Here is a 23,243-nt window from a genome sequence, read left to right on the forward strand (position 1 = left end):
GGTACCTCCCCATGTCCCGCATCGCGCCGACCGTCCGCCCGGACAGCAAGGCCCCGCCCCGGCAGGACGAGGAGGAACGACTCAGGGAGCTCGGCTACCAGCCCGTCCTCGCCCGCCGGATGGGCGGCTTCGGCAACTTCGCCATCAGCTTCTCGGTCATATCCGTCCTCTCCGGCTGCATGACCCTGTACGGCTTCGGCCTGGGCACCGGCGGTCCGGCCGTGATGCTGTGGGGCTGGGTCGGCGTCGGCCTCTTCGTCCTGTGCGTGGGGCTCGCCCTGGCCGAGGTGACCAGCGCCTATCCCACGTCGGGGGCGCTCTACTACATGGCCGACCGGCTCGGCGGACGCCGCTGGGGCTGGTACACGGGCTGGCTCAACCTGCTCGGCCTGCTCGGCGCCATCGCCGGCATCGACTACGGCGCCGCACTGTTCACCGGCGCCTTCCTCAACCTCCAGTTCGGCTTCGTGCCGACCCCCGGCTCCACCTTCCTGATCTTCCTGTGCATCCTGCTGCTGCACGCCACGCTCAACCTCTTCGGCGTCCGCCTCGTCAGCGTGCTCAACTCCATCAGCGTCTGGTGGCACCTGGGCGGCGTCGCCCTGATCGTCGGCGCCCTGGCCATCATCCCGGACCACCACCAGTCGCCCTCGTTCGTCTTCACCGAGTTCGTCAACGACACCGGCTGGGCCAACCCGTTCTACGTGGCGGCGGTCGGCCTGCTGCTCGCCCAGTACACCTTCTCCGGGTACGACGCCTCCGCGCACCTCTCGGAGGAGACCTCCAACGCATCCGTCTCCGCCGCCAAGGGCATCGTCCGGGCCATCTGGGTCTCCTGGATCGCCGGGTTCGCGCTGCTCGCGGGCCTCACCTTCGCCATCCAGGACTACGCGGCCGTCCAGGGCAGCGCCACCGGTGTCCCGCCGGCCCAGATCTTCCTCGACGCCCTGGGCTCCGCGGGCGCCACCGCCCTGCTCCTCGTCGTGATCGTCGCGCAGCTCTTCTGCGGCAATGCCGAGGTCGCCGCCGCGAGCCGGATGGTCTTCGCCTTCAGCCGTGACAACGCGCTCCCCGGCTCGGCCCTGTGGCGCAAGGTCAGCAGCCGTACGCAGACCCCGGTCCCGGCCGTATGGCTCGCGGTAGCCGTCGCCGCCGTACTGGCGCTGCCGTCGCTCTACTCCGCCACCGCGTACGGTGCCGTGACCGCCATCAACGTCATCGGCATCACCCCGGCCTACGCCATCCCGATCTACCTGCGCCTGCGCGCCGGCAGCCGCTTCGAGCCCGGCCCGTGGAGCCTGGGCCGCTGGAGCAAGCCGATCGGGTGGATCGCCGTCGTCTGGGTGGCCGTCGTCACGGTCCTGTTCTGCCTGCCGCAGAAGTCGCCGGTGACCATCGACTCGATGAACTACGCGGTGATCGCCCTGGCGGTGGTCCTGGTCCTGGCCAGCGCCTGGTGGTACGTCGCCCGGCGCTCGTACGGCACCCCGTCGGCCTACGGAAACGCAAGGGAGCAGGCCGAAATCGCCGAGGGCATCGTCTGACCCCTCCCCGCGCGCCCCGGTGCACCCGGGGCGCGCGTCCCGACCCCACCTCGTGACCCATCGCGTGACCCACCTCGTGACCCATCGCGCGTCACTGCTGCTCGAAGTGCCTCTGAAGCCACGTGCGCAAGCCGCGAACTCGCGGGTCATGGCGGCGTCCGACTGCTTGAGGACCGTCGAACGGCCACCGTCCTCCACCGTGATCGTGTAGCTGGACACGCAGAGCGGCCATGTCCTTGGCCATCCCCGCCATCCTGGCGTTCAGTTCCCCGACCTGCCTGGTCAGCGCTGCCAGGCCGTCCTGCCGGCCCGCGCCACCGTTCCCGTTGGCCGCAAGGCTCCGTGCCCGGGCAACCCCGGTCGGGACGCCCCTGACGGGGACCTCCACCTCCTGCCACGCCGTCAGTACGGCCGACTGCTCAGGGCTGCCGACGCCGAACAGCTCCCCGGCCTTCCGGAAGGTGGTGCCCGCGAAGTCCTGGAACTGGTCCTCGGAGCCGGACGCCTTGAGCGATTCGTACCAGATGGCCCCTGCGGCCTCCCGAAGGACGCCCGGACCGTTCGCTCACCCCGCAGGCGGGCCGTGGTCAGCATGGTGTCCAAGGCGGCCTGGCGCACCTCGCTGTCTTCGCTCTCCAAAAGCTTCCTGTCAGCACAGGGTGTCCCAGTGGTGGAGGGCCTGGAGGGCTGCGGTGCGGGTGGTGGGGGTGGCGGGGGTCCGGGTGAGGAGGTAGTCGGCCACGGGGGTGAGGAGGAGGGGGGTGTCGGGGGTGGGGGTGTGGAGGCGGGCCTCGTCCCAGGCGTGGCGGATGACGGTGCGGCGCAGGAGGGTGCCGTGGCGGGTGGGGAAGCGTCGGGTGGCGGCGGTCTCGGTGCGGCGGCGGTGTTCGGGGGCGAGTTCGGGGGCGAGTGCGGCGCGAACGGCGGCCAGGGGGCCCAGCGGGAGGTGGTCGGCGGCGTGGTCGAGGAGGGTCGCGGCCTCGGGGGCCAGGCGGTAGGCGGCGAGGACGGCGGCGGTCTCGGCGGGCTCGAAGGGCCGGCGGGCGAGGCACGCGATGTCGAGCAGGGTGACGGGACCGGGGGGCAGGGCGGGCCGGTGGAGGTGGGACTCGGCCAGGGCGATGAGGCACTCGACGTGCTCGTCGGCGACGAGGTACGGCCGGACGGGCACGGCCGAGCCGTCGCCGGGCAGGGCGGCGGTGGTGAGATGGACGCGGTACCAGGGGTCGACCAGGGGGTCCTCGGCGGGCCAGTGGACCGTGACGGCGGTGTGGTGGGGGCGCTCGCCCAGCAGTGAGACGTCGATGTGCTCCACCGGGTGGTCGGTGACCAGACGGATGACGGCCTGCCACAGGGCCGCCTCGTCGGGGGCAACGAGGTCGAGGGTGTCCAGCGGGCGGAGCAGGCCGTCCGGGTAGTAACCGGCGAGCGGGAGGCCTCGGATGGCGCGGACGCCGGTGGAACAGGCGAGGTCGGCGGCCAGGCGGGCGTAGTGGGCGACGCGGTCGTGGGCGCGGCGCAGTTCGGCACGGGCGGGCTCGCCCATCCGCACGCCGTCGCGGACCAGCGCGGAGAGCGCCAGGTGGGGCAGGTGGTGGTCGGCCCGGGCGCGGTGGAGCAGTTCGGCCGGCCCGGCGGCCGGGTCGGCGTCGAGCAGCCGGTACAGCAGTGCGGTGTTCACGGACGTCCGCCTCCGAATGTATGGTCAGGCCCGGCGCCACCGGCGGCCGAGGGGGCGGGAGGGCGGTGCCGGACCGTATCCGGCGTGCCCGCGGCACGGCGATTCTGTACGGCAAGGTTCAACACCTGATCACCACAGGCTCAACAGACTCTCGACACCGGGTGCGACGCTGTGGTTAAAAAGGTGACACAAAACGAGACATGGGCGCCGAGCGGGGGCGGGCACTGTGTTCTGGGGGCTGGGGGCAGAACTTGGGCGATCTCCGTTTCTCCTTACTCGGTCTGATGCGGGCTCACCGGGGCGCTACCGCGCTCAAGATCGGTAGCCCACAGCAGCAGGCGATGCTGGCCGTCCTCCTGCTCCGGCCGGGGCATTCGGCGAGCGCCACCGATCTCATCGCCGCGCTGTGGGGCGAGGAACCTCCGGGCGCGGCGATGACCACGGTCCGTACCTACGCGTGGCGATGGCGCAAGGTGCTGGACGCGGAGGGGAAGAGCGAAGAAGGGTGCGCCGCCGGGGCCGAACGGCCCGCGTCGAGCGTGCTGGTGTCGATGGGGGACGGCTACCGGCTGGTCCTGCCGAAGCTCGCCGTGGACGCGGCGGAGGCCGAGGCGCTGGCCGCCGAGGCGGAGCGCACCGCGCGCACCGATCCGCTGTGCGCCCGCGACCTGCTCAACCGGGCGTTGGAGCTGTGGCAGGGCGAGCCGCTGGCCGGCGTACCCGGTCCGTTCGCGGAGCGGCACCGGCAGCGGCTGGAGGAACTGCGGCTGACCCTGCTGGAGGAACGGATCGGGCTGGACCTGACGCTCGGCCGCCACTCGCGCTGCATCCCCGAGCTGACCGCGCTCACCACCGAGCACCCGCTGCACGAGCAGGCGTACGGGCTGCTGATGCGGGCGCTGTACCAGGCCGGGCGGCAGGCGGACGCGCTGGCGGTGTACCGCGGGGTGCGGCAGTTGTTCCTCGCGGAGCTGGGCGTCCCGCCCGGGGCGGAGCTGGAGCAGCTGCACCGCAGGATCCTGGAGGGCGATCCGGCGCTGGCCGCTCCGGAACCGAGCCCGGCGGCGGTGACGGTGACGGGGGCCGGCGCAAGGCCTGGAGCCCGCACAGGGCCTGGAGCCGGGGCAGAGCACGGGGCAGGAGCGGAGGCGGGGACTTCCGAGGAGTTCGAGAGACAGGCGGAGCCGGCCCCGGTCGGCTCCGGCGTCGACGACTCCGAGGGCAGCGCCGGTTCCCGGGCGGCCGCACCGGGCCGGCGGGAGGACAGAGACGGGCGGGAAGCCGCCGTCCGACCGGCCGCCGCACCGCCGCGGCCGGCCCAACTCCCACCCGACGCCGCCGACTTCACCGGCCGTACGGCGCTGGTCCGGGTGCTCGGCGAGGTGCTCGGCGCGCCCTCGGCACAGGCACTCGTGATCGCCACCGTGGTCGGAATGGGCGGCGTCGGCAAGACGGCGCTGGCACTGCACGTGGCGCACCGCGTCCGGGACACCTACCCGGACGGCCAGCTGTACGCGGACCTGCGCGGCTCCGACCCGGTGCCGGCCGATCCGGAGGCGGTGCTCAGCAGCTTCCTGGTGGCGCTCGGGGTGCCCGGCGACGCGGTGCCGGACGGGCTGGACGCGCGCTCGGCGCTGTTCCGGTCCGTGGTGGACGGGCGGCGGCTGCTGCTGGTGCTCGACAACGCCAAGGACGCGGCGCAGATCCGGCCGCTGCTGCCCGGGGCGGTCGGCTGCGCGGTCCTCACCACCGGGCGCACCCGGCCGGCCGGGCTGCCGGCCACCGTCCAGGTCGACCTGGACGTGTTCCAGCCGTCCGAGGCGCTGGACCTGCTCGGCCGCACGATCGGCGCGGAGCGGCTGACCGCCGAACGGGAGGCGGCGCTGGAGCTGGTGGTGGCCTGCGGGTACCTGCCGCTGGCGGTCCGGATCGTGGCGGCCCGCCTCGCGGCCCGGCCTGGCTGGACGGTGCAGACGCTCAGCCGCCGGCTCCAGGTGGAGCGGCGGCGGATCGACGAGCTGCGGATCGGCGACCTCGCGGTGGCGGCGGCCTTCGAACTGAGCTATCGCCAGCTGACCCCCGATCAGGCCCGGGCGTTCCGGCTGGTCGCCTCGGTGGACGGGCCGGACATCGGCCTGTCGGCGGCCGCGGCCCTGCTCGACCTCGACGAGTACGACGCCGAGGACCTGCTGGAGGCGCTGGTGGACGTGGCGATGGTGGAGTCGCCGTTCCCGGGGCGCTACCGGTACCACGACCTGCTGCGGGCGTTCGCCCGGCGGCGTCCGGTGGAGGGGGCCGACGCGGGAGGCCCCACTTCGGCGGCCGGTGGCGCGGCGGAGAGCGGGGAGGCGCTGGCGGCCCGGGACCGGCTGCTGGACCACCTGCTGGCCACGGCCTGCACCGCCTTCCAGCACGCGGTGCCGGGCGACCCGGCGGCGGGCGCGCTGGGTCCGGCCCGCTCCCCCGGTGTGGCGCTGTCGGGATGGGACGCGGCCCGGGAGTGGACGGCGGCGGAGCGTGCTGGCGCGGTGGCGCTGGCGGCCCAGGTCGCCGCGGACGCGGGAGCGGGCACGGCGGGCGGTACGGCGGGCGGCACCGGAGACGGTACCGCGGGCCGTGCGGCAGGCAGTACGGCGGGCGGCGCGGTGCTGCCGGACGGCGTGCAGGGGACCGCGCTGCGGGCCGCGATCGATCTGCTGATCGCGCTCACCCCCTTCGTCCTCACCCCGCCGAGCCGTCAACTCGCCACCACCGCCGACGCGCTGGCCGAGGCGGCGGTGCGGCACGGCGACGTCCGGGCCGCCGGACGTGCGCACTTCCTGCGCGGGAACGTCGCCCTGGCGGCGACCCGGCTGGACGCGGCCGAGGCCGCGGCCCGGCAGGCGGTGGACGCGGCGCGAACCGCCGGCGACACGGTGATCCTGCGCCAGGCGCTCAACGACCTGGGCCTGATCTGCCAGTTCCTCAGCCGCTTCGACGAGGCGGTGGACCACTACGACCAGGCCCTGCTGCTGGCCAACGCGCTGGGGCACCGCTCCGGCGCCTTGGTGACCACCGTGAACGCCGCGCTGGCACGGGTGCGCAGCGGGCGGGCGGAGGAGGCGGTGGAGATCTGTCACGAGGTGCTCGTCGAGCTGCGGACCCGGCAGGACGACCCCGGGCGTGCGTACACCTTGTACGTACTGGGCCTGGCGCTGCACGGGCTCGGGCGGCACGAGGAGGCGGTGACCTGGTTCCGGGAGTGTCTGGCGGTGGCGACGGGAGCCGGTCTGCGGGACCGGGCCGCGCACGCGCGCTACCGGATGGCGGACAGTCTGCGCTCGCTCGGCCGGGCCGACGAGGCGCTCGACCACGCCGGGCAGGCGCTGGTGCTCTGCGAGGAGCTGGGGGCCGAGCGGGACCAGGCGCAGGCGCTGCTGGTGCTGGGCCGCTCGCTGGCGGACCTCGGGCGCGGGGCCGAGGCGGGGGCGCGGTTGCGGCAGGCGTACGAGATCTTCTGCCGCCTGGGGCTTCCGGAGGCTGCCGAGGTGGCCGTCCTGCTGGAGGAGCCGGCGTTGGCGCTGGTCGATCCCTGAGGGTCGGAGGCTTGTGGGTGCGGCGGCCGTGGAGAAACGGTCCTGCTCATCGCGCCGCTCACCCGCACGGCTCAGGAGCCGGTGCTGTTCCAGTCCTTGTCGTCGGTCGGGGTGGGGGTCGGGGTCGGCACGGTGGCCTGCGTGGCGCCGACGCCCCCGCCCTGCCCGGTGCCGTCGGCGCCGTCGGCCAGCGCCACTCCGGCCCCGCCGAGGGCGATCACCGCACCGAGGCCGAGGCCCGCGACGGCCAGGCGGATCCGAGCGGCACCGGAGGTGTTCGACTGCTTCGCCATGACTGCTCCCTAGGACGTCTTCCCTGGTGGGAAGGGGTTTTCCGGGACTTCCCGGAGTGTTCCGGGCTGATGGGATGAGCATGGCAAGGGGCGTTCAACCGCGGATCAACGCACGAGCACCGTGCGTTGATCCGCGTCGTTGATCGGGGCGTTGACCGGCGCCGTTGACCGGGACGTTGACCGGGACGTTGACCGGCGTCGTTGACCGGGGTGGCGACCGACGCCCGCGGGGCGTTCATCCGGTGTGGCTCAGGCCGCCGCCTCGCGGATCTCCAAAGTGCAGCACTTCACGCTGCCGCCGCCCTTGAACAGCTCGGAGAGGTCCACCCCGACCGGCCGGAAGCCGCGCTCGCGCAGCCGGGCCGCCACCCCGGTCGCCGCCTCCGGCAGCACCACGTTCAGGCCGTCGCTCATCAGGTTGAGGCCGAACACTTCAGCGTCCTCCTCCTCGACCAGCACCGCGTCCGGGAAGAGCCGCCGCAGCACCGCCCGGCTGCCCGCCGAGAACGCGCCGGGGTAGTACACGACCTGGTCGGCGTCGAGCACGCCGAGCGCGGTGTCGAGGTGGTAGAAGCGCGGGTCGACGAGGTCGAGCCCGATCACCGGGCGGCCGAGGAACTCCTGCGCCTCCGCGTGACCCTCGCTCACGCTGCGGAAGCCGCGCCCGGCGAGCAGGTGACTGCCTGTCAGCAGCAGGTCGCCCTCGCCCTCGTTGACGTGGACCGGGTCGTGGGTGGCGAAGCCGTTGGCCCGGAACCACTCCAGGTAGGCGGGGCCTTCGGCGGCGCGCTCGGCGTTGCGGAACCGGGCGCCGAGCACCCTGCCGTCGACGACGGTGGCGCCGTTGGCCGCGTAGACCATGTCGGGCAGGCCGGGGATCGGGTCGATCAGGTCGACGCGGTGGCCGAGTTCGACGTACAGGGCGTACAGCCGCTCCCACTGGGCGACGGCGAGGCCGGTGTCGACCGGCTTGGCCGGGTCCATCCAGGGGTTGATCGCGTAGCTGACCTCGAAGTGGGTCGGACGGCACATCAGGAAGCGGCGCCGGCGGGCGGTGCGGGTCATGGAGGGCTCCGGGAGAAGTGAGGGTGCGGCCGCGAAGATCCGGACGGCAGGAAGAACCGGACAGCGGGGGGAACCGGACAGCGGGAAGAACCGGACAGCGGGGGGAACCGGACGTGCGGGGAGGGGCGGGGTCAGGGCGACGCTGGGCGGTCAGGACTCCGCGGGACGCTCGGGGAAGCTCCGCAGGCCGCGGAGCGGGCTGGCCAGCAGCACCGCTCCGGCCGACAGCAGCACGCTCGCCATGATCCAGAGGGTGGTGCGGGCGCCGAGCACCTCGCCCATCCAGCCGCCGAGGAGGGCGCCCACCGGAATGGCGCTGAAGTTGACGGTCGAGGCGCTGGCCCGGATGCGGCCGATCATCGCGGGCGGGCAGTACGCCTGGTAGAAGCTGCCGGCGATGACGTTCCCGGCGACCACGCCGCAGACCGCGACCGACCAGGCCACCGTGCTCACCGCCAGCGGCAGCCGGTCGCCGGCCATCGGCAGCAGGAGGATGAACGGCGCCCCCACCAGCTCGCAGAGCAGCAGCCCGCGCGCCGTCCCGAACCGGCGGGCGATCCGTCCGGCGAGCGCCGCCCCGGCGAGGCCGCCGATCGACACCACCGCGAACACCGCCCCGACGCCACCGGGGGTCACTCCCACGCTGCGGATCAGGAAGATGGTCTGCACGGCCTGGATGCCGTTGAGGCCGAGGTTGCCAACGGCCGCGAAGCTCGCCAGCGTGCGCAGGTACGGGTCACGCGCCAGGAACCGGACCCCCTCGCCGATCTCGCGCAGGATCCCGCGCCGTTCGGAGACCGGCGGCGGCTTCTCCTCGGCCCGGATGGTGCCGACGCAGATCGCCGCCACCAGGTAGGTGACCGCGTCGGCGAGCAGACCGCTGACCGCGCCGAACGCCTGGGAGAGCAGGCCGGCCAGGCCGGGGCCGGCGATCTCCGCCGCCGCGTCGCCGGAGCGCAGTTTGACGTTGGCCTCCAGCAGGTCCTGCTTGGCGACCAGAACGGGCAGGACGGCGCCGTTCGCGGTGGACAGGAACACCTTGACCGCGCCGGCCAGCAGCGCCACCACCACCAGTTGGGCCATGGTCAGCAGGCCCAGCCAGCCGGCCACCGGCACGCTGCCGAACAGCAACAGCAGCAGGAGGTCGCAGACCAGCATCACCTTCAGCCGGGGCCAGCGGTCCACCCAGGCACCGGCCAGCAGGCCGAGGAAGAGCCAGGGCACCCACGCGGAGGCGGTCAGCAGGCCGACCATGAACGGCGAGGCCTCCAGGGTGACGACGGCCACCAGGGCGAGGGCGACGTTGCCGACGGCGGTGCCGAGGCCGCTGGTCGTCTCACCGATCCAGAGCTTGCGGAAGTTGGCCTGCGCCCAGAGGCCCCAGCGGCTCCTTCGCGGCGGGTCCGGCGCCGGGGGCGACGGCGGGAACGGCGGTTTGACGGAGGCTGTGGTCATGGCGGGTCACGCTCCAAGCTTCTCGGCGAGCACTGCGGCGATCCGTGCGACGGGCTCCGGCCGCGTCATGGCGCCGTGTGTGCAGGTGATGCGGTGCTCCTCGACGCGGCCGTCGACGTACGGGTGCCAGGCCGCCGCGTAGGGCCAGTCGGCGGGCTTGTCGAGGGTGGCGCCGAAGAAGACGGCGTCGCCCCGGTAGCGGTCCGGTACGTGCTCGGCCATCAGCTTGCGGTGCAGCTCGAACACGTCGGGCAGGACGCCGGCGGCCTCGCCGAGGAGTGCGGTGAGGTCGGCCTGGCCGCGTCCGTCGGCCGGGTCGTAGCCGAGCGAGGCGAGGAGCTCGGCGAGGGTGTCGACCGGGTCGTCCGAGGACGGGGCGGCGCCGGCGGCGGCGTACCGGGCGGGGTCGGCGGGCAGGGCGTCGAGGAGGGCGAGCAGGGCGATGTCCTGGCCCTCCGCCTGGAGGGCGACGGCCATCGCCTGGGCGACCACCCCGCCGAAGGACCAGCCGAGCAGGTGGTACGGCCCCTCCGGCTGGACTGCGCGGATCTGCCGTACGTAGTCCTCGGCGATCTCGGTGACGGAGGACGGGGAGCCTCCGCGCAGACCGCGCGCCTGGAGGCCGTGGACCGGGCGGTCCGGGTCGAGGTGGCGCAGCAGTCCGGAGTAGACCCAGCTGATGCCCGCGGCGGGGTGGACGCAGAACAGCGGGGCTCTGGCGCCGCCGGCGCGCAGCGGGAGGAGGACGTCGAGGGCGCTGTCGGCGTCGGCGGCTGCCGCGCCGCCCCGGTCGAGATCGAGGTCCCGGCCTGCGTTCCGTTCGGAGTCCCGTTCGGAGTCCCGGGTGAGGCGATGGCCCAGGGCGGCGACGGTGGGGGCTTCGAAGAGCGCCCGCATGCCGAGGTCGGCGCCGAGCGCGGTCCGGATCCGGCCGAGCAGCTTCATCGCCAGGAGGGAATGGCCGCCGAGGTCGAAGAAGCCGTCGTCGATGGAGACCGGGCCCGGGAGGCCGAGGACCTCGGCGAAGAGGCCGCAGAGCAGCTCCTCGTGCGGTGTCCGGGGTGCGCGGCCGGTGGGCGAGGAGAGGAAGTCGGGGGCGGGGAGCGCGCGCCGGTCGACCTTGCCGCTGGCGGTCAGGGGCAGCGCGTCGAGAGGGACGACGGCGGCCGGGAGCATGTGGCCCGGCAGCGACTCCGCGGCGAAGGCGCGCAGTTCGGCGTGGTCGAGCGGGCCGTCCACCACGACGTGGGCGACCAGCCGGGGACCGGCGGCGCCGTCCTCGTGGACCGTCACGGTGGCGGCGTGGACCCGGGGGTGGCGCGTCAGCACGTGCTCGATCTCGCCGGGTTCGATCCGGAAGCCGCGGATCTTGACCTGGTGGTCGGTGCGTCCCAGGTAGTCGAGGTTGCCGTCCCGGGTGCGGCGCACCAGGTCGCCGGTGCGGTACATCCGTTCCCCCGGCGCGAACGGGTCGGCCACGAAGCGCTCGGCGGTGAGCGCCGGACGCCCGAGGTAGCCGCGGGCCAGGCCGGCGCCCGCCAGGTACAGCTCGCCCGGGACGCCGGGCGGTACGGGGTTCAGGTGCGCGTCGAGGACGTGGGCGCGGGTACCGAAGACGGTGCGGCCGAGGGCGGGGCGTTCGGTGGCGGCGAACGGCTGGGTGAGTGCGTCGACGGTGGATTCGGTGGGGCCGTAGAGGTTGTGTGCGGTGGTCGCGGGTGCCTCGCGCAGGCGGGTCCACAGGGACTGGCCGACGGCCTCGCCGCCGAGCAGCACCACGCGCGGCGCGGGCGCGTCCAGCAGTCCCTCGTCGAGGAGTTGTTCGGCGTAGGAGGGGGTGATCTCAAGGACGTCGACGGACTCCGTCCGGAGGTGCCGGACGAGCGCGGCGGCGTCGCGGCGGACCTCGTCGCCGATCAGGTGCAGTTCGTGGCCGGCGATCAGCCAGAGCAGGCCGTCCCAGGAGGCGTCGAAGCAGAGCGAGGCGGTGAGTGCGACGCGCCGACGGCCGTACTGGCGCTCGGTGGCGCCGATCGGGCCGGTGGCTGAGCGGTGCGAGGCGAGCAGTGCGGCGATCGAACCGTGGCTGACCACGACGCCCTTGGGGCGGCCGGTGGAGCCGGAGGTGTAGATGACGTAGGCGGCGTCGCGGGCGACGGCGCGGGGCGGCGGGTTGTCGGCGACGTCGCGGGCGACGGCGTGGTGGTCGGTTTCGTCCGCCGAGGCCGCCGGTGCCGCCGCCAGGACGGGCAGGCCGGCGAGCAGTTCGGGCAGCGGCCAGCCGTCGCCGGTCACGGCCAGCGCGGGCGCGGCGTCGGCCAGCATGGCGGCGGTCCGGTCGGCCGGGTACTCGGCGTCCAGCGGGAGCGAGGCGGCTCCGGCCTTGAGGACGGCGATCAGGGCGATCACAGTCTCCGCGGAGCGCGGCAGGGCCAGGGCGACCACCGAGTCCGGGCCGGCGCCCGCGGCCGTGAGGCGGTGGGCGAGCCGGTTGGCGCGGGTGTTCAGCTCGGCCCAGCTGAGCCGGGTGTCCCCGGCGACCAGGGCGGTCGCGTCCGGGGTGCGGGCCGCTTGGGCCTCGAAGGCGGCGGGCAGCAGCGGAACGTCCGCCGGCAACGCGTCGCCATGGCCGCGGAGTTCCGCGCGCTCGGCGGCGGAGAGCAGCTCGACCCCGCCGATCGGCCGATCGGGGCGGGCGGCCACCGCCGTCAGGAGGCGGCCCAGCCGGACCGCCAGGGACTCGACGGTCTCCCGGTCGAACAGGTCGGTGGCGAAGTCGATCGCGCATTCCAGCCCGGCGGGCGCGCCGTCGGCGTCGAAGGACTCGCCCATGGCGATGGAGAGGTCGAACTTGGCGACGTACCCGCCGACCGGTTCGACGGTGGCCGCCAGGCCCGCCAGGTCGAGCGGCGCCTCGCCGGAACCGCCCGGCGTGCCGGTACCGCCCCCGCCCTGGAGCAGCAGCATCACCTGGAAGAGCGGGTGCCGGGCCAGTGAGCGGGCCGGGTTGAGTTCCTCGACCAGCCGCTCGAAGGGCACGTCCTGGTGGGCGTGGGCGTCGAGTTGGGTCTCCCGGACGCGGTGGAGCAGATCGGTGAAGGTCGGGTCGCCGGAGGTGTCGGTGCGCAGGACGAGGGTGTTGACGAAGAAGCCGACCAGGTCCTCCAGCGCCTCGTCCGAGCGGCCGGCGACGACCGACCCGATCGGTACGTCGGTACCGGCCCCGAGCCGGGTGAGGAGCGCGGCGAGCCCGGCCTGCAGGGTCATGAACATCGTGACCCGGTGCTCACGCGACACGTCGACCAGCGACCGGTGCAGTGCGGCACCGAGCGGGAGGACGACGCGGTCGCCGCGGTGGCTGCTGTCCGCCCGCCGGGGGCGGTCCACCGGGAGCGACAGCTCCTCGGGGAGCCCGGCCAGGGCGTCCCGCCAGTAGCCGAGCTGGCGGGAGACCAGGCTCTCCTGGTCCTCCTCGTCGCCGAGCAGCTCGCGCTGCCAGAGCGCGTAGTCGGCGTACTGCACCGGCAGCGGCTGCCACTGGGGCACCGATCCGTCGCGGCGGGCGGCGTAGGCGGCGGCCAGGTCGCGCAGCAGCGGGTCCATGGACCAGCCGTCGCCGGCGATGTGGTGCAGGACGAGGACGAGCAGGTGCTCGTCGGCACCGTGCTCGGCCGCGGCGACCTCGTCGGCACCGGACTCGTGGGCGGCGAGCTCGCCGGCGGCGAGCGGGAACAGGTGGGCGCGTACGGGGAGTTCGGAGGCGAGGTCGAAGGGGAGGGAGGTGCACTCGGCCAGGGCGGCCGCCGGGTCGGCGGGCGGGGTGGTGTGGCGTTCGAAGGGCACCCGGGCCTCGGCGGGATGGACGATCCGCTGCCGGGGCTCGCCGTCCTGCTCGGTGATCAGCGTGCGCAGGATCTCGTGCCGGGCGACCAGGTCGCCGAGGGCGAGTTCGAGGGCGGCCGGGTCGAGCGGGCCGGTGACGCGCAGGGCGAGCGGGAGGTTGTAGAGGGCGCTGGGGCCTTCCATCCGGTCGATCAGCCAGAGCCGCTGCTGGGCGAAGGACAGCGGAAGCCGTTCCGGGCGCTCGCCGGGCGTCAGTGCGAGCCGGCCCCCGGCGCCGTCCAGCCGCTGGGCCAGGCCGGCCACCGTCGGCGCCTCGAAGACGTCCCGGACGTCGATCTCGGCCGCGAACAGCGTGCGGACCCGGCTGACCACCTTCATGGCGAGCAGCGAGTGGCCGCCGAGGGCGAAGAAGTCGTCGTCGACGGAGACCGGACCCGTCACGCCGAGCACCTCGCCGAACAGGCCGCAGAACAGTTCCTCGCGCGCCGTCCGGGCGGCCCGGCCGCCGGCGAAGAGCTGGAAGTCGGGGGCGGGCAGGGCGCGCCGGTCGACCTTGCCGCTGCCGGTCAGCGGCAGCGCGTCGAGGGTGACGACCGCCGCCGGGACCATGTAGGCGGGGAGGGTCTGCGCAACGAACCTCCGCAGTTCGACGGCGAGTTCGGGGCTGGGCGCGGTGACCGCGCAGTGGGCGACCAGGCGGCGGTCGCCGTCCGCGCTCTCGTGCGGGGTGACCACGGCTTGGCGGACGGCCGGGTGCCGGGTCAGCGCCTGCTCGATCTCGCCGGGTTCGATCCGGAAGCCGCGGATCTTGACCTGGTGGTCGGTGCGTCCCAGGTAATCGATCCGGCCGTCGCGGCCGCGGCGGACCAGGTCGCCGGTGCGATACATCCGCTCTCCCGGCGCGAACGGGTCGGCCACGAAGCGCTCGGCGGTGAGCGCCGGGCGGCCCAGGTAGCCGCGGGCCAGGCTGTCGCCGGCCAGGTACAGCTCGCCGGGGACGCCGGCGGGGACGGGGTTCAGGTGCTCGTCGAGGACGTAGGCGCGGGTGCCGAGGACGGTGTGACCCATGGTGGGGCGCTCCGAGTCGCCGTACGCCTGGAGCAGGGTGTCGACGGTGCACTCGGTGGGCCCGTAGAGGTTGTGGCCGGTGGTGTCCGGGGCCTCGCGCAGGCGGGTCCACAGCGCCTGGCCGATCGGTTCGCCGCCGAGCAGCACCACGCGCGGCGCGGGCGCGTCCAACAGGCCCTCGGCAATGAGCTGTTCGGCGTAGGTGGGGGTGAACTGGACGGCGTCGACGCCCGCCGTGCGGATGTGCCGGACCAGGGCGGCCGGGTCACGGCGCAGGTCCTCGCCGATCAGGTGCAGCTCGTGGCCGGCGACCATCCACAGCAGGCTGTTCCAGGAGGCGTCGAAGCAGAGCGAGGCGGTCAGTGCGGCGCGCAGCCGGCCGTGCGTCCGCTCGGGCTCGCCGAAGGTCTCCGCCCGGTGGGCGGCCAGCAGGCCGGCGATCGCACCGTGGCTCACCACCACGCCCTTGGGGCGGCCGGTGGAGCCGGAGGTGTAGATGACGTAGGCGGCGTGGGACGGGGTGACGCGGACGGGCGGGGTGTCGGCGGGCCTGTCGGCCCAGTTCTGTTCGCCGGCGTCCAGGACGGTGAGGCCGTCCAGCGCCTCGGGCAGCGGCCAGCCGGAGTGGGTGAGGACGGCCGCCGGGCGGGCGTCGGCCAGCATGTGGGCGGTGCGCTCCAGCGGGTACTCGGCGTCCAGCGGGAGGAAGGCCGCACCGGCCTTGAGCACGGCGAGCTGGGAGACCACCGTCTCCACCGAGCGGGGCAGGGCGAGCGCGACCACGTCCTCGGGTCCGATGCCGGCGGCCCGCAGGCCGTGGGCGAGGCGGTTCGCGCGGGCGTCCAGCTCGGCGTAGGTCAGCCGGGTCTCCCCGAAGACCAGGGCCGTGAGGTCCGGCGCGGCCGCCACCCGGTCCGCGAAGGCGGATGGGATCAGCGGGAGTTGGGCGGGAAGCGGCCGGTGGCCGCCGAGGAGTGCGGCGCGCTCGTCCTCGGCCAGCAGGTCGGCGCGGCCGATCCGCTGGTCGGCGCGGGCCGTCATGGCCGCCAGCAGCCGGCCGAAACGGGCGGCGATGGACTCGACGGTCTCCCGGTCGAACAGGTCGGTGGCGAAGTCGATCGCGCAGTCCAGACCGGCGGGCGCTCCGTCCGCGCCGAAGAACTCCTCCAGCGTGACGTTGAGGTCGAACTTGGCGACGCCGGTGTCCGCCGGCAGCGCCTCGGCCCGCAGGCCGGCCGGTTCCAGCTCGGCCCCGGCGTTGGACTGGAGGACCATCGCCACCTGGAAGAGCGGGTGGCGGGCCAGTGAGCGGGCCGGGTTGAGCTCCTCGACCAGCCGCTCGAACGGCACGTCCTGATGGGCGTAGGCGCCGAGACCGGTCTCCCGGACGCGGCCGAGGAGTTCGGCGAAGGTGGGGTCGCCGGAGGTGTCGGTGCGCAGGACGAGGGTGTTGACGAAGAAGCCGATCAGGTCGTCCAGTGCCTCGTCCGAGCGGCCGGCCACCACCGAGCCGATCGGCACGTCGGTGCCGGCCCCGAGCCGGGTGAGCAGCGCGGCGAGTGCGGCCTGGAAGGTCATGAACAGGGTGACCCGGTGCTCTCGGCTCAACTCGACCAGTGAGCGGTGCAGTTCGGCGTCGATGGCCAGGGCGATCCGGTCGCCCCGGTGGTCGGCGCGGGCTCCGCGCGGCCGGTCGACGGGGAGCGTGAGCTCCTCCGGGAGGTCGGCCAGGGTGTCGCGCCAGTAGGCGAGCTGGCGGGAGACCAGGCTGTCGGGGTCGGTCTCCGCACCGAGCAGTTCGCGCTGCCAGAGTGCGTAGTCCGCGTACTGGACGGGCAGCGCGTCCCACCCGGGCGCCGAGCCGCCCTGGCGGGCGGTGTAGGCGTCGGTGAGGTCGCGCAGCAGCGGGCCCATCGACCAGCCGTCGCCCACGATGTGGTGCAGCGCGACGACCAGCACGTGCTCCTCGGGGGCTACCCGGAGCAGGGTGACCCGGACGGGCGGTTCGGCGGCCAGGTCGAAGGGGCGGCGGGCGGCCCGGTCGACTTCGGCGTCCACCGACTCCGGTGCGCAGTCGAGCAGTTCGACCGGGGGTGTGGCGTCGGCGGGGGCGAGGACCAGCTGGTGGGGCTCGCCGTCGTGCTCGGCGATGACGGTGCGCAGGATCTCGTGGCGGGCGACCAGGTCGCCGAGGGCTCGTTCCAGGGCGGCCGGGTCGAGCGGGCCGGTGAGGCGCAGCGCGAGCGGCATGTTGTAGAGCGCGCTCGGTCCCTCCATCCGGTCGATCAGCCAGAGCCGCTGCTGGGCGGAGGAGAGCGGCAGGCGTTCGGGGCGCTCGCCCGCGGCCGGCGCGGGACGGGTCGTGGCGCCGTCCAGCCGCTGGGCCAGGCCGGCGACGGTCGGCGCCTCGAAGACGTCCCGGATGCCGAGTTCGGCGTCCAGCACCGAACGAACCCGACTGAGCAGCCTCGTGGCGAGCAGCGAGTGGCCGCCGAGGGCGAAGAAGTCGTCGTCGACGGAGACCGGCCCCGTCACGCCGAGCACCTCGCCGAACAGGCCGCAGAGGATCTCCTCGCGCGCCGTGCGGGCGGCCCGGCCGCCGGTGGCCGCCGCGAAGTCGGGGGCGGGCAGCGCGGCTCGGTCGAGCTTGCCGTTGACGCCCAGAGGCAGCGCGTCGAGCGTCGTGAAGGCGGCCGGGACCATGTAGTCCGGCAGGGCGGCGGCCGCGTGGGCGCGCAGCGCGGCCGGGTCGAGCGGGGTGCGCGCCACGACGTAGGCGGCCAGCCGGGTTCCGGCCGCGCCGTCCGTACTGTCCTCATGGGGCAGCACCGCGGCCTGGAGGACGTCGGGGTGCGCGGTCAGGACGGTCTCGATCTCGCCCGGTTCGATCCGGAAGCCGCGGACCTTGACCTGGTGGTCGGTGCGGCCCAGGTACTCGACCCGGCCGTCCGGGCGGCGCCGGGCGAGGTCGCCGGTGCGGTACATCCGCTCCCCCGGCGCGAACGGGTCGGCCACGAAGCGCTCGGCGGTCAGCGCGGGGCGGCCCAGGTAGCCGCGGGCCAGGCCGGCGCCGCTCAGGTACAGCTCGCCGGGTACGCCGGGCGGGACGGGCCGCAGGCCGGCGTCCAGGACGTGCGCGCGCAGGTTGGGCAGCGGGCGGCCGATGAGCGGGCGCGGGTCGCCGGAGAGCCGGTGGTACAGCGCGTCGACGGTGCACTCGGTGGGGCCGTACATGTTGAGCACGACGGTGTCGGCGGCCGCGGTGAGGGCGGCCGAGAGGGTCTGGCCGAGGGCCTCGCCGCCGACCATCAGCAGGGCCGGCGGGCAGCGGTCGAGCAGGCCCTCCTCGACCAGCCGCTCGGCCTGGCCGGGGGTGACGTCGAGGACGTCGGCGCCGGTCCGCTCGGCGTGGCGGACGATCGCGGCGGCGTCGCGGCGCAGGTCGTCGTCGAGCAGGTGGAGTTCGTGGCCGTTGACCATCCACAGCAGCGCCTCGAGGGCCGTGTCGAAGGAGAGCGAGGCGGCTTGGGCGAACGTGAACCTGCGCCCCGGGCGGGCCTGTCGGGCGGCGGCGATGGTTTCGTCGCGGTGGAAGGCGAGCAGGTTGGCGAGGCCGCCGTGGCGGACCACCACGCCCTTGGGGCGGCCGGTGGAGCCCGACGTGTAGATCACGTACGCGGCGTGGGACGGAGTGACGCGGACGGGCGGGGCCTCGGCGGGCCGCTCGGCCCAGGTCCGCTCGTCGGCGTCCAGGACGGCGAGGCCGTCCAGCACCTCGGGCAGCGGCCAGCCGGCGCCGGTGAGGACGGCCGCCGGGCGGGCGTCGGCCAGCATGTGGACGATCCGGTCGCGGGGGTACTCGGCGTCCAGCGGGAGGAAGGCCGCGCCGGCCTTGAGCACGGCGAGGACCGCGACGAGCGACTCGGCGGAACGCGGCAGGGCGAGCGCGACCACGTCCTCCGGGCCGGCGCCGGCGGCGATCAGGCCGTGGGCGAGGCGGCTCGACCGGGCGTCCAGCTCGGCATAGGTCAGCCGGGTCTCCCCGAAGACCAGGGCGGTGTCGTCCGGGGTCGCGGCAGCCTGGGCGGCGAAGGCCTCCGGTACGAGGACATCCGCGCCGGGCCGGGCGGTGTCGTGCCACGCGGCCAGCGCGGCCCGGCCGGCGTCGCCCAGCACGTCCAGTTCGGCGACCGGGCGGTGCGGGTCGTCGGCGGCCTGGGCGAGCAGGCGCAGCAGGGCCTCGGCGAGCCGTTCGGCGGTGGTCCGCTCGAACAGGTCGGTCGCGAACTCCAGGCCGCCTTCCAGGCCGGCCGGGGTGCCGTCCGGGTGGTGGCGCTCGGAGAGGTTGAGGGTGAGGTCGAAAGCGGTGGCGGGCAGGCCTAGCGGTTCGTAGGCGGTGCGGGTGCCGGGGAACTCGGGGCCACCGCCCGCGGTGTTGTCGAAGGCGATCATCACCTGGAAGAGCGGGTGACGGGCCAGCGTGCGGGCCGGGTTGAGCTCCTCGACCAGCCGCTCGAACGGCACGTCCTGGTGCGCGTAGGCCGCCAGGTCGGCCTCCCGGACGCGGGTCAGCAGCTCGGCGAAGGTGGGCCGGCCGGTGAGGTCGGTGCGCAGGACCAGGGTGTTGGCGAAGAAGCCGACCAGCTCGTCGAGGGCCGGGTCGAGGCGGCCGGCCAGCGGGGTGCCGATCGGCAGGTCGTCGCCGGCGCCGAAGCGGTGCAGCAGGGTGGCGTAGGCGGCCTGGAGCACCATGAAGAGGGTGGCGCCGTGCCCGGCGGCCAGCTCGGCGAGCCGCACGTGCAGGTCCGCGTCCAGCTCCAGCGGGACGACGTCGCCCCGGTGGCCGGCGACCGCCGGGCGGGGGCGGTCCAGCGGGAGCGGCAGCTCGTCCGGCAGGCCGGCCAGCGTCTGCCTCCAGTGGTCGAGCTGGCGGGTGAGCTGGGACTGCGGGTCGGTGTCCGCGCCGAGCAGCCGGTACTGCCAGAGGGTGTAGTCGGCGTACTGGACCGGCAGCGGCTCCCACACCGGCAGCTCACCGCCGAGCCGGGCGGTGTAGGCGTCGGCGAGGTCGCGGAAGAGCGGCCGCAGCGACCAACCGTCGCTTGCGATGTGGTGCATCACCAGGAGCAGGACGTGCTCGTCGGGGGACTCGGGGCGCAGGTAGGCGTGCAGCGGTACGTCGACGGCCAGGTCGAAGGTGTGGCCGGTCAGTTCCTGCACGGGGCGGTCGGTGACGGTGAGCAGCGGGGCCGGGGGCGCGGGCAGGACCCGCTGGTACGGGACGCCGTCGTGTTCGCCGAAGACCGTACGGAGCGTCTCGTGGCGGGCGACGACGTCGCCGAGGGCGCGTTCCAGGGCGTCCGCGTCCAGGGGGCCGGTGAGCCGGAGGGCGAGGGTGACGTTGTAGGTGGCGGAGGGTCCCTCGGCCTGGCCGAGGAACCACAGCCGGCGCTGCGCGAAGGAGACCGGCAGACGATCGGGCCGGGGCTCGGGGCGCAGGGCGGGCCGGGCCGGCTTGGTGGCGAGCCGGGCGGCGAGGTCGGCGACGGTCGGGGCCTGGAAGAGGTCGCTGATGGCGAGTTCGGCGCCGAGCTCGGTGCGTGCCCGGCCGACCAGGCGGGTCGCCAGCAGGGAGTGCCCGCCGAGTTCGAAGAAGTCGTCGTCGATGGTGATGTCGTCGATGCCGAGGATCTCCCCGAAGAGCGTGCACAGGGCTTGCTCGCGCTCGTCGCGCGGGGCGCGGCCGGCGGTGTCGGCGGCCTGCTCGGGGGCGGGCAGTGCGCGCCGGTCGACCTTGCCGTTGGCGTTGAGCGGCAGCGCGGGCAGGACGACCACGGCCGAGGGGACCATGTAGCCGGGGAGGGTCTCGGCGGCGAACCGCTTGATCTCGGCGGCGAGTTCGGGGTGCTCGTCGAGGGTGGGGCCGAGCACCGAGCAGTAGCCGACCAGCCGGGTGTCGCCGGGGCGGTCCTCGCGGGGGATCACGATGACCTGGCGGACGGCGGGGTGGCGGGAGAGCACGGCCTCGATCTCGCCGAGCTCGATCCGGAAGCCGCGCAGCTTGACCTGGCCGTCGATCCTGCCGAGGAACTCGATCGCGCCGTCGGCCCGGCGGCGGACCAGGTCGCCGGTGCGGTACATCCGTTCCCCCGGCGCGTACGGGTCGGCGACGAAGCGCTCGGCGGTCAGCGCGGGCCGGTGCCAGTAGCCGCGGGCCAGGCCGGCTCCCGCCACGTACAGCTCGCCGGGGACGCCGGGCGGGACGGGCTGCAGCCGGGCGTCGAGGACGTGGGCGCGCATGTTGTCGAGCGGGGCGCCGATCGGCGGCCGGGGGCCGGCCAGGTCGGCGGGGGCGAGGGGGTGGTGGGTCGCGAAGGTGGTGGCCTCGGTGGGCCCGTAGACGTGGGCGAGCAGCAGGTCGGGGCAGTGGTCGAGGACGCGCCGCATGAGGGTGGCGGAGGCGGCCTCGCCGCCGGTGCAGACGGTCCGCAGGGCGCGGAAGGTCTCCGGGGCCTGCTCGGCGACCAGGTCGAAGAGCGCCTTGGTGAGGAAGACGGCGGTGACCCGGTGCCGGGTGGCGACGGCGTGCAGGGCGGCGGCGTCCAGGTTCCCGGGCGGGGCGACGACCACCGTGCCGCCGGACAGCAGCGGCGTCCACAGCTCGTAGGTGGCGGCGTCGAAGGCGTGCGGGGAGTGCAGCAGGATCCGCTGGTGCCGGCCGTCCTGCCAGCGGCGGTCGGCGGCGAGGTCGACCACGTCGCGGTGGCGGACGGCGACGCCCTTGGGGGTGCCGGTGGAGCCGGAGGTGAACATCACGTACGCGAGCCGGTCGGGGTGGACCGGGATGCCGGGGTCGTGCGCCGGGGCGGCCGTCTCGTCGCCGGGGCGGACCACGACGGCGGTGTGCGGGAAGCCCGGGTCGGCGCGGTCGGTGAGCAGGACGGGGGCGGCGGTGTCGGCGAGCAGCGCGGCCATCCGCTCCGGCGGCAGGCTCGCGTGCATGGGGACGTAGCAGCCTCCGGCCTTGAGCACGGCCAGGGTGGCGACGACCAGGTCGGCCGAGCGCTCCATCAGCAGGGCGACCGGGGACTCCGGGCCGACGCCGCGGGCGATCAGGTGGTGGGCCAGCCGGTTGGCGCGGGTGTTGAGTTCGGCGTAACCGACGGCGCCGCCGTCGTGGGCGAGCGCGACCGCGTCGGGGGTGCGGGCGGCCTGGGCCTCGAACAGCTCGGGCAGCGAGCCGGACGGGACGGGCGCGGCGGTGGCGTTCCACTCGTCGCGCAGGCGGCGGCGCTCCTCGGGGGCGAGGACGTCGAGGGCGCCGATCGGCGCCTCGGGGTCGGCGGCCGCGGCGGCCAGCAGCCGGCCCAGGCGCTCGAACAGGGTGGTGACGGTGGCGCGGTCGTAGAGGTCGGCCGCGTACTCGACCGACCCGGTGAGGCCGGCGGGGGCGCCGTCGGGGGCGTGGCGCTCGGTGATGCCGATGTTGAGGTCGAACTTGGCGACCCGCAGGCCGAGCGGCTCGGGCGCCGACTCCAGCCCCGGCAGCCCGAGTTCGCCCTCCTCGTGGTTCTGCAGGACGAGCAGGGTCTGGAACAGCGGGTGGCGGCCGAGGGCGCGGGCCGGGTTGACCTCCTCGACCAGCCGCTCGAACGGCACGTCCTGGTGGGCGAAGGCGTCGAGCTGGGACTCCCGGACGCGGCCGAGGAGTTCGGCGAAGGACGGGTCTCCCGAGGTGTCGGTGCGCAGCACCAGGGTGTTGACGAAGAAGCCGACCAGGTCGTTCAGCGCCTCGTCGGAGCGGCCGGCCACCCCGGTTCCGAGCGGGATGTCGGTGCCGGCGCCGAGCCGGGTGAACAACGCGGCGAGGCCGGCCTGGAGGACGGAGAACAGGGTGGCGCGGTGCCGGCGGGCCAGGCCGGTCAGCGCGGCGTGCAGGCCGGGGCCGTAGCCGAAGGCCACGGCGTCGGCGGCCCCGGTCGGGGCGGGCGGCCGGGGGCGGTCCACCGGCAGCTCCAGCTCCTCCGGCAGGCCCGGCAGCACTCCTCTCCAGTAGTCGAGCTGGCGGCTCATCAGGCTGTCGGGGTCGGACTCCTCGCCGAGCACCTCGCGCTGCCAGAGCGCGTAGTCGGCGTACTGGACCGGCAGCGGCTCCCAGTCGGGGGCGCGGCCGCCCTGGCGGGCGGCGTAGGCGGTGGCGAGGTCGCGCAGCAGCGGGCCGAGCGACCAGCCGTCGCCCGCGATGTGGTGGAGCACGACGAGCAGCACGTGCTCGGAGGACGGCTCGCCGGTGGCGGGGGTGGTGGGGCTGACGGTGGGGGTGAGTGAGAAGACCGTGACCCTGATGGGCAGTTCGCAGCTCAGATCGAAGGTGTGCGAGGCGGCCCGGTCCCGCAGGGCGGGGTAGTCGCCCGGTGCGCAGTCCACCGTGTCGAAGGCGATCTCCGCCTCCGCGGACGGCAGGATCCGCTGCACCGGGACTCCCCCGACCACCGGGAACACCGTGCGCAGGGCCTCGTGCCGGGCCACCACATCCGCCGTCGCGGCGCACAGGGCGGCCGCGTCGAGCGTGCCGCGCAGGCGGACCGCGAACGGCAGGTTGTAGAGCGCGGTCGGCCCTTCGATCTGGTCGATCAGCCAGAGACGCTGTTGTGCGTACGAAACCGGGATCACGGTGCTTCCTCTGCTCACGTCACGGCGTGGATGGTGTTCGGGGTGC

Annotated in this window: 7 protein-coding genes and 1 pseudogene; 2 read left to right on the plus strand and 6 right to left on the minus strand. The window is 74.7% G+C overall.

Annotation, left to right across the window (positions count from 1 at the left end):
- The first annotated feature begins 11 nt into the window (after window positions 1-11).
- A complete protein-coding gene (locus tag OG534_RS05000; RefSeq protein WP_326586857.1) occupies window positions 12-1,544 on the plus strand; it encodes an amino acid permease in 1,533 nt (510 codons plus the stop codon).
- Window positions 1,545-1,635: 91 nt separating this feature from the next.
- Here OG534_RS05000 and OG534_RS05005 read toward each other — a convergent pair whose 3' ends face one another.
- Together OG534_RS05005 and OG534_RS05010 are read right to left on the minus strand one after the other, a co-directional pair.
- A complete protein-coding gene (locus OG534_RS05005; RefSeq protein WP_442807214.1) occupies window positions 1,636-2,070 on the minus strand; it encodes a hypothetical protein in 435 nt (144 codons plus the stop codon).
- A gap of 123 nt (window positions 2,071-2,193) precedes the next feature.
- Complete coding sequence (locus OG534_RS05010) at window positions 2,194-3,225, minus strand: hypothetical protein (RefSeq protein ID WP_326586858.1); 1,032 nt, start codon at window positions 3,223-3,225, stop codon at window positions 2,194-2,196.
- 284 nt (window positions 3,226-3,509) lie between these two features.
- Between OG534_RS05010 and OG534_RS05015 the strand changes: the two genes are divergently transcribed.
- Window positions 3,510-6,800 carry an AfsR/SARP family transcriptional regulator gene (locus tag OG534_RS05015; protein WP_326586859.1) on the plus strand — a complete coding sequence of 1,097 codons (3,291 nt, stop codon included), beginning with the start codon at window positions 3,510-3,512 and terminating at the stop codon, window positions 6,798-6,800.
- 71 nt (window positions 6,801-6,871) lie between these two features.
- On the opposite strand, the gene OG534_RS05020 is transcribed toward OG534_RS05015, so the two are convergent.
- The 4 genes and pseudogenes from OG534_RS05020 to OG534_RS05035 all read right to left on the minus strand — a co-directional run.
- A complete protein-coding gene (locus OG534_RS05020; protein ID WP_326586860.1) occupies window positions 6,872-7,093 on the minus strand; it encodes a hypothetical protein in 222 nt (73 codons plus the stop codon).
- Between the two features lie 249 nt (window positions 7,094-7,342).
- Complete coding sequence (ddaH, locus tag OG534_RS05025) at window positions 7,343-8,158, minus strand: dimethylargininase (RefSeq protein ID WP_326586861.1); 816 nt, start codon at window positions 8,156-8,158, stop codon at window positions 7,343-7,345.
- A 150-nt stretch (window positions 8,159-8,308) separates the two neighbouring features.
- Complete coding sequence (locus OG534_RS05030) at window positions 8,309-9,613, minus strand: MFS transporter (protein ID WP_326586862.1); 1,305 nt, start codon at window positions 9,611-9,613, stop codon at window positions 8,309-8,311.
- 6 nt (window positions 9,614-9,619) lie between these two features.
- Window positions 9,620-23,197 (minus strand): annotated as a pseudogene (locus OG534_RS05035) (amino acid adenylation domain-containing protein); the annotation flags it as partial.
- Between the last annotated feature and the right edge of the window lie 46 nt (window positions 23,198-23,243).

The organism is Streptomyces sp. NBC_01294, from assembly GCF_035917235.1.
Taxonomy (GTDB): Bacteria; Actinomycetota; Actinomycetes; order Streptomycetales; family Streptomycetaceae; genus Streptomyces; species Streptomyces caledonius.